General features: G+C 60.2%; 1 protein-coding gene. It reads left to right on the top strand.

What is annotated here, in order from left to right:
* Positions 1-110: 110 nt before the first annotated feature.
* On the top strand, positions 111-509 hold the full coding sequence (locus BN1127_RS00090) for a VOC family protein (RefSeq protein ID WP_042648065.1): 399 nt from the start codon (positions 111-113) through the stop codon (positions 507-509).
* The last annotated feature ends 34 nt before the right edge of the window (positions 510-543 follow it).

Genomic DNA, 543 nt, shown 5'->3' on the forward strand with positions numbered 1-543 from the left:
TCGACAAGATCGGTGTTGGCAGTTTCAGACATCATCAGGACGGGCTCAGCCATGTCGAAGGGACAGGCCCCAGCATAGCATTGAGGGCATCAAGTCACAGGAGACCAGCCATGCATATCCATCACGTCGCCATCTGGGCGCAGGATCTGGAGGCACTCAAGGCATTCTACTGCACCCTGTTTGGCGGGCAGGCCAATGAGCGCTACCACAATCAAGCCAAGCAGTTCAGCTCTTACTTCGTGCGTTTCGAAGGGGGCGCCAGCCTGGAGCTGATGCACACCCCCATCCTGTTTCCGGCAGATCTCAGTCTGCCACACCCGCTGCAGGGGCTGGCCCATATCGCCTTTTCCCTCGGCAGCGTGGAGGCGGTGGACAAGATGACGGCGCGCCTCAAGCTGCTCAAGGGCGCCGAGGTGAAACACCTGGACGGCCCCCGCTGGACCGGTGACGGCTATTACGAGAGCACCTTCCTCGACCCGGAAGGCAACCGGCTGGAGCTGACCATCTAATACCTGAATAATCCCCTCACCCTGACCCTCTCCC

Source organism: Aeromonas media, from assembly GCF_000819985.1.
Taxonomy (GTDB): Bacteria; Pseudomonadota; Gammaproteobacteria; order Enterobacterales; family Aeromonadaceae; genus Aeromonas; species Aeromonas media.

Bases quoted from the DNA above. Each gene is read 5' to 3' on its own strand.
- BN1127_RS00090 (WP_042648065.1), top strand. From the start codon at position 111: ATGCATATCCATCACGTCGCCATCTGGGCGCAGGATCTGGAGGCACTC.